The sequence below is a fragment of the Anaerococcus tetradius ATCC 35098 genome, from assembly GCF_000159095.1.
Lineage (GTDB): Bacteria > Bacillota > Clostridia > Tissierellales > Peptoniphilaceae > Anaerococcus > Anaerococcus tetradius.
In genome coordinates this window covers 21,633-28,585 of record NZ_GG666298.1, presented here as the reverse complement: position 1 = coordinate 28,585, position 6,953 = coordinate 21,633, and the positions used below count along the sequence as shown (strand labels likewise).

1 pseudogene is annotated in these 6,953 nt (G+C 29.4%); it reads right to left on the bottom strand.

Annotation, left to right across the window (positions count from 1 at the left end):
- Nucleotides 1–6,953 (bottom strand): annotated as a pseudogene (locus HMPREF0077_RS06980) (helicase-related protein); the annotation flags it as partial.

Below are 6,953 nucleotides of genomic sequence, written 5' to 3'. Positions count from 1 at the left end.
CATGTTTTTCATCTGGTGTAGTTGTATAAGCTATTCCTATATCTGTTAAGTCAGGAAATATAGTATCAAAGTCCTCTAACCTGTTTTCTTCATCATATTCTCTGTTAAGGAAGTCTATCAATTCTTCCTTTACTTCTTCTAGTAATGGATTATCTTGGCTTATATCTTCACTTTTTCCCATATCTAGTAAATTATTTACTTCTGCAAGTCTTAATGTCTTATCCTTTAAAAGTTCAGCTTGTGGAAATGTCTTTTGTATTTCAATTTTGGCTGTTTGAAATTGCTCTTCTGTATCTTTTAGTTTTGAAATTGTATTTTCTAATCTTTCTGGTAATTTATCAATACATTATCCATTCTTGTTATATTACCTATTTCATCTGTTCCAAACTCTCCTCTATATTCTCCCTTACCTTTTAATATAAAGTTATATTTATTGAAAAAAGAATCATATTTTATGGATAAATCAAAATTTCTATATTCACCTATTTTTTCTCCATCTTTATCCATTTCCCTATATATTTTAACTCCCTTAATTTTGTTCAACAAAAACTCTCCAGCTATTTTCTTATCTATATACTTCTTTCCGTCAATAATTAGAGAGGTAAATTTATTATCTTCTTTTAAATTTTTATCTACTTCTCTATAAGGCTCAACATTTTTAATATCTTCCTTTAAGTTCTCTATCCTTTCTTTTAATCTTTCTATTTCCTTTGGATAAAATTTAACTACTTTATCTTCCAGCTTGTAAAGATTTGATTTAAAATTGGACTCTAGCATTTTAAGTTTAGAAACTTCAACATCAAGGTCCATCTTCTCCTTTATTAATGGATTTCCTGTTGCAAGAGCTTTGATTTCGGCATAGTTTAATGTGGCTTCGTCTACATCTTCTGCAACTCTTACAGGTGTCTTTGAAGTCATAATTTGAGAAATATATTTTTGTTTATTCTCTAAGGTTTGGAAAAGATAGGCATCAAAAGTATTTTCTGTTACATATCTAAATATATGGACTTCCTTATTCTCATTTCCCTGCCTCACAATCCTTCCTGCCCTTTGAGAAAGATCAGCCGGTCTCCATGGTATATCAAGATCGTGGATTGCAATTAGCTTGTCTTGAGCATTAGTACCTGCTCCCATTTTCTGTGTTGAACCAAGTAAGACTCTTATTTCTCCCTTTCTTACCTTATCAAAGATAGCATCTTTTTCCATATTGTTTTTTGCCTTATGAATAAATTCTATTTCATTTTCAGGTACTCCCATATCTATAAGTTTTGTTTTAATATCATCATAGATATTAAAATCACTACTTGGTGTAGACATATCACAAAATATTAATTGAGCAGATTTTTTATCTTTATATTTATCCCAAATGCTAAATACATTTTTTATACAGGTATTTACCTTACTATTAGGATCATCAGGAAGTAAAGGATTGATTAATCTTTGATCTAATGCCATCTTCTTCCCATCATTTGTTATTAATAGCATATTATCAACACTTGAATCTACCTGCTTATCACGAACCTTATCTGCTCTCTCGGAAAAAGTTTCAAGAATTTCTTTTTGTTCTTCGGTAGGCTTTGTTTTTATAGTTTCATAATGGGCAATTGGTGTAGGAAGATTTAAAACATCAGCTGTTTTAATATCCATAAATCCTTTTACAGTATTCATAAGTTCAGGAAGATTATAAAATTTTGCAAATCTGGTTTTGCTCCTATAACCATTACCCTCAGGATTTAATTCTATTGCCGTTATTGTTTCTCCAAAAGTAGATGCCCAAGAATCAAATGTTGCAATTTCATCTTTTTTAATTCATCATACTGTAAATATCTCTGCATGGTATAAAGTTCAGCCATACTGTTGCTTACTGGTGTACCTGTGGCAAATACTAATCCTTTATTATTAGTTATTTCATCCATATAGCGGCATTTCATAAGCATATCTGATGATTTTTGTGAATCTGTAGAAGTAATTCCTGCTACATTCCTCATTTTAGAAAATAGATAGAGGTTTTTGTAGGCTGGGCTTCATCTACAAATAACTTATCTACTCCCAGTTCCTCAAAGGTTACAACGTCATCTTTCTTATAATCAGCATTTAGTTTTTCTAACTTTGTCTCTAATTTTTTCTTTGTTTTTTCTAATTGCTTTACAGTAAATCTTTGATCCCTTTCTCTTTTATATTCATCTATATAGTCAATGATTTCATCAATTTGACCTTGCAATTCATATTCTTGTCTTTCTTTTGATATAGGAATTTTTTCAAATTGACTGTGCCCTATAATAACAGCATCAAAACTTCCTGTAGCAATACGACTACAAAATCTTTTTCGTCTATCTGGTGTGAAGTCTTTTTCTGTGGCACATAATACATTAGCTCCTGGATAGAGTTCATTAAATTCTCTTCCAAATTGCTCTACGATGTGGTTAGGAACAACAAACATTGACTTATTACTCATACCAAGTCTTTTTGACTCCATGGCTATACCTATCATTTCAAAGGTTTTTCCTGCTCCTACTTCATGGGCAAGTAAAGTATTTCCACCAAACAGACCTCTTGCTATGGCATCTTTTTGATGTGCTCTTAATTCTATTTCAGGATTCATTCCTTCAAAAGTAAGATTAAATCCATCATATTCCCTTTGTCTTATGGAATTGAATCTTTCGTTATAATCTTCTACTAATCTATTTCTTCTTTCCACATCATCAAATATCCAGCTTTTAAATTCTTCTTTTATCATCTCTTGCTTACTTCTTGCAAGCATTGTTTCTTTTTGATTAAGCACAGATTTTTTCTTTCCATCACTGTCTTCTACTTGGTCAAATACCTTAGTATCTCTTAAATTTAAAGTATCTTCTATCAATTTGTAGGCATTTACCCTATTTGTACCATAGGTAAAAGAAGCAAGGTCATTGTCCCTATCAGAGCTTTTTCCTTCAACTCTATATTCTCCTGTAAAGTCAGAATACTTAATATCTATATTCCACCTTGATGAAACTGGTGTTTTCAACAAATCAAACATAAATTTTTTGTAATCTTGTTCCGGTATCCATGTTGCACCCATTCTAACTGTAATCTCACTTGCATCTAGTGCTTTAGGCATTACTTCCACTAGCTTTGCTTTTTGAAAATGTAACTCTTCTAATTCTTTTTTTAAGAGTTTACTATCCTCTAGATTTTCTTCCTTTCCTAACTCTTTTTCGATGTTTTTAATATAAGAGTCTACAACTTCAATTTTATCTCTTATATTTCCTGACAAGTATTCATCAGCACTTACGTAAGGTCTTGAAAAATCTCCTAGATCCTTAGCAGACTTAAATGGATTTATATCATTAGGTTCAAAGGAATCTAAATTTAAAAATATTTCTCCCTTTAATTCTTCTATTAATTTATCTCTTGTTTTTCCTGTCAATTCTTCCATATAATCAAAATTTATTTTACCTTTTTGACTAATAGAGAGTACCAGAGCATCTATTGCCCTATCTGTATGATCTATTATTACAGCTTTTTTTATAGTTCTCTTGTTAAAGATATCAGATTTTCCTATAAAGTTGCCTTCTTTATCTAATTTTTCCAAAGTTGAAATTAAAGAAAAATTGGCATCTTCTCTAAATAACTTTTTATTGGTTTTTGAATTTAGTCTTCCATGTTTGCTATTGAAATCATCGTAGAATTTATTTAGATTTTCTTGTTCTTTTTTTATCTCTTCATCTGAATAGTCTTCTCTTTGATAGGTTATAACTTTCCTTAGACTTTCATTTAATCTTAAATATTCTTTTACCTTATCTTTATCCTTTTCGTTTAAGGATATTTTTTGCATAATTGAATTTTCTCTAAAATATATTTCATCATCCACTAAAGCAAAAGAATAGTTTTTAACACTATCATCAGCCGGTATTGTTTCTTCTCCTAAATCATCATTTATTTGAGCTTCTTCATACCTACCTTGAATATTTTTAATGGCTTTTTTTAGTCCTTCTTCTAAAGAAATATCTTTATTTTCAATACATGCAAGGCTTGTTCCAAATCTTGACGGTATTTCTTCCATAGTCCCTATTACCATCTGAGGATTATCTACAAAGTATTTATTATATATTAGTCCTTTTTCGTCTTCATCTAGCTTTACCCAGTCTTCATCTAGCTTTAATAGCCTATCTCTCTTTTTTAAAAAGATTATATCTGAAGTTACTTCTGTACCTGCTACTCCTTTAAATGTTCTATTAGGTAGTCGTATTGCTCCTAAGAACTCCGCCCTTTCTGATATATATCTTCTAACATCTTCACTTTTTTTATCCATTGTTCCTGAAGATGTTATAAAAGCAATTATGCCTCCATCCCTAACCTTATCTAAAGTTTTAGCAAAAAAATAATCGTGAATTAGAAAGTTATTTCTTTCATACTCACGATCTGCTACTTTAAATTCTCCAAAAGGAATATTTCCTATGGCCACATCAAATAGGTTATTAGAAAAATTGGTTTCTTCAAATCCTTTTATTTGTATATTGGCATTAGGGTAAAGTTCTTTGGCAATTTGTCCACTAATGCTATCTAATTCAACTCCATAAAAGTTTGACTCTTTCATTTCTTCAGGTAGATTTCCTATAAATCTCCCTGTCCCAGCACTTGGTTCTAATATATTTCCTTTTTCAAAGCCAAGATTAGAAAGACTTTCATAGATAGCGTCTATAACTACTTTCGGCGTATAAAAAGCTGTTAGGGTTGATCCTCTTGCCCTATTATATTCTTCCCCAGTTAGATTTTCTTTTAAAAAGTTCCTTGCTTCAAGCCATTGACCTTCCTTTTCTTCATCAAATACATCAGAAAGTCCTCCCCAGCCGATATACTTTGCCAAAATTTCCTGTTCATCTTTTCTTGCACTTCTATTTTCTTTTTCTAAAGCCTTTAAGACATTTATAGCTTCAATGTTGTTTTTTAATCTCTGTGAAGGTGGTAGGTTTTCTTCTTCATTAATAATTTTATAGTTTTCTAAAGAAACTTCAGAAATCCCTTCTATATTTTCTCTATCAGTCCTTATTAACTCATTATTTTCTTTCCATTCCTTATATTCTTCTAACTTCTTATCAATAGTTTCTTTTCTATGAGTGGTTAATTTCAATGAATTACCATCTCCGTCAATTTTGTCGATTCCTTTGAGGTAAGAAAAAGGTAGAGTAAATTCCCTATAATTTTTTGGATTAGACGAACTATATACTAAAAATTCTTCCTTTTCATTATCAACTCTTACTATAAACTGATCAGCAACAAGAGAAGATTTATTATTTATTACATCAAGGCTTTTATGTAAAAGCCTTGAATTGTCTTTTTTAACTTTTTCTTCGTTATTATTGTCAATATCTTCAAAGCTAATTTGTTCTACTAATTCCTCTTTATCGATAGATTGTTTTTTACTTAATATATCTTTTTCACTAGATTTATATTCTTCTAAATCTTCCTTTCTTACAAAAATATTAGAAACAGGTCTTTCTCTACTATATATTACTTCAGTAATACCACTCTTATCTATTGTACTTAAAGCTAATCTACCCATTCCAGCTTCATTAAATTCATTTTCTTTAATTAAATATTCCTTATTTCTAAATTGAACTGGTAATCCTAAAAGACTATAATCTTCTATTTCTAACGGAATTAATTCCTCTTTTTTTATAACTTCCAAATCAAGATCTTTGTAGTCATTAAAAAGAATTATTTCGTTTCCGGTAATAAAACCATTCATTAGTCCTGTGCTATCTTCTAATTCTATAGTTTTAGGACTTGTAGCATCGTTAATGGCGGTTATAGTGTATTCTTTTCCTTTGTATCTAATACTCATACCTTCTTTAAATGGATTTTCTTCTTGCCTTGTTCTATCATTTTCTATTTGCTGATTTAAATATCCATTTAAAAGCACTTCTCTATGTTTGTCATCAAGTAAATAAGGTAAGTTACTTAATATGTCCTTATAACTTTTATATTTTATAGCTTGATTAGAATTTAAAATATATCCATTGTATCGTAAATTTTGTCTTAGAGTTTTTTCTTTTATATCTAAGATTAGCTCTACATCAAAGCCTTCTTTTCCATCGATTGTCTCCTTAATACTATCTGGGATTTTTAATAGTCCTTCTTCTATTTTCTTTGATAGTAGTAAGTATTCTTCATTTTGAGGATCAAAATAGTATTCTCTTTTTTCTTTGATATCCTTATCTATTAACTTGGAAAGAACTTCTTTTTTATCTCTTATTTCTTCAATTTTTGATTTTTCTTCTTGCGATAAATTTATATTAAAAGTAATTTTATTTTCTTCATTTATATGTGCTAAATTTTGATATGCACCACTGATTTCAAGATTTTTATTAAAAACATATATATCATTATAATAATCTGGAAATTGCTGATTAAAGCTTTGAACATCTATATCATAGCCTTCCTCAAATTTTGTAACTTTATCATCAGTAATTTCAAATAAACCTTCCCTTTCCAATTCTAATACATCATTTAAATTTGTAAGGTTTGCTTCTTTCATTTTGGCAGTAATTTCATCAAACAGACTGTCTATTTTTTTGCTATCTTCAAAAGATTTCCCTTTATATAAAGTATAGATCTTTCCTTGTGAGTTTTCCTTTCTTGGATAAACTCTAATTCCTGTTTCTTCTAGTTCTATATCCTTTGTTTTCTCTTTATCTACTAAAGCATAATAATATCCTACTTTTACTGCTAATTTATCTTCTACAATCTCTTTTGTTAATTTTTCTTCTACTTCATTTCTTAATACTTCTAAAGCTTTTAAATCTTCCTTTAAAGGAATGTGAAAATAGTTTTAAGTCCTTATCAAAATAGGCATCATATGAATAATATGTTATTGGATTATGGTTATTATCATATCCACTGGAAATATCTTTTATTTTTAAATATTTATTATCCTCTGTTCTAACTATATCTCCCACTTTTATAGAGAG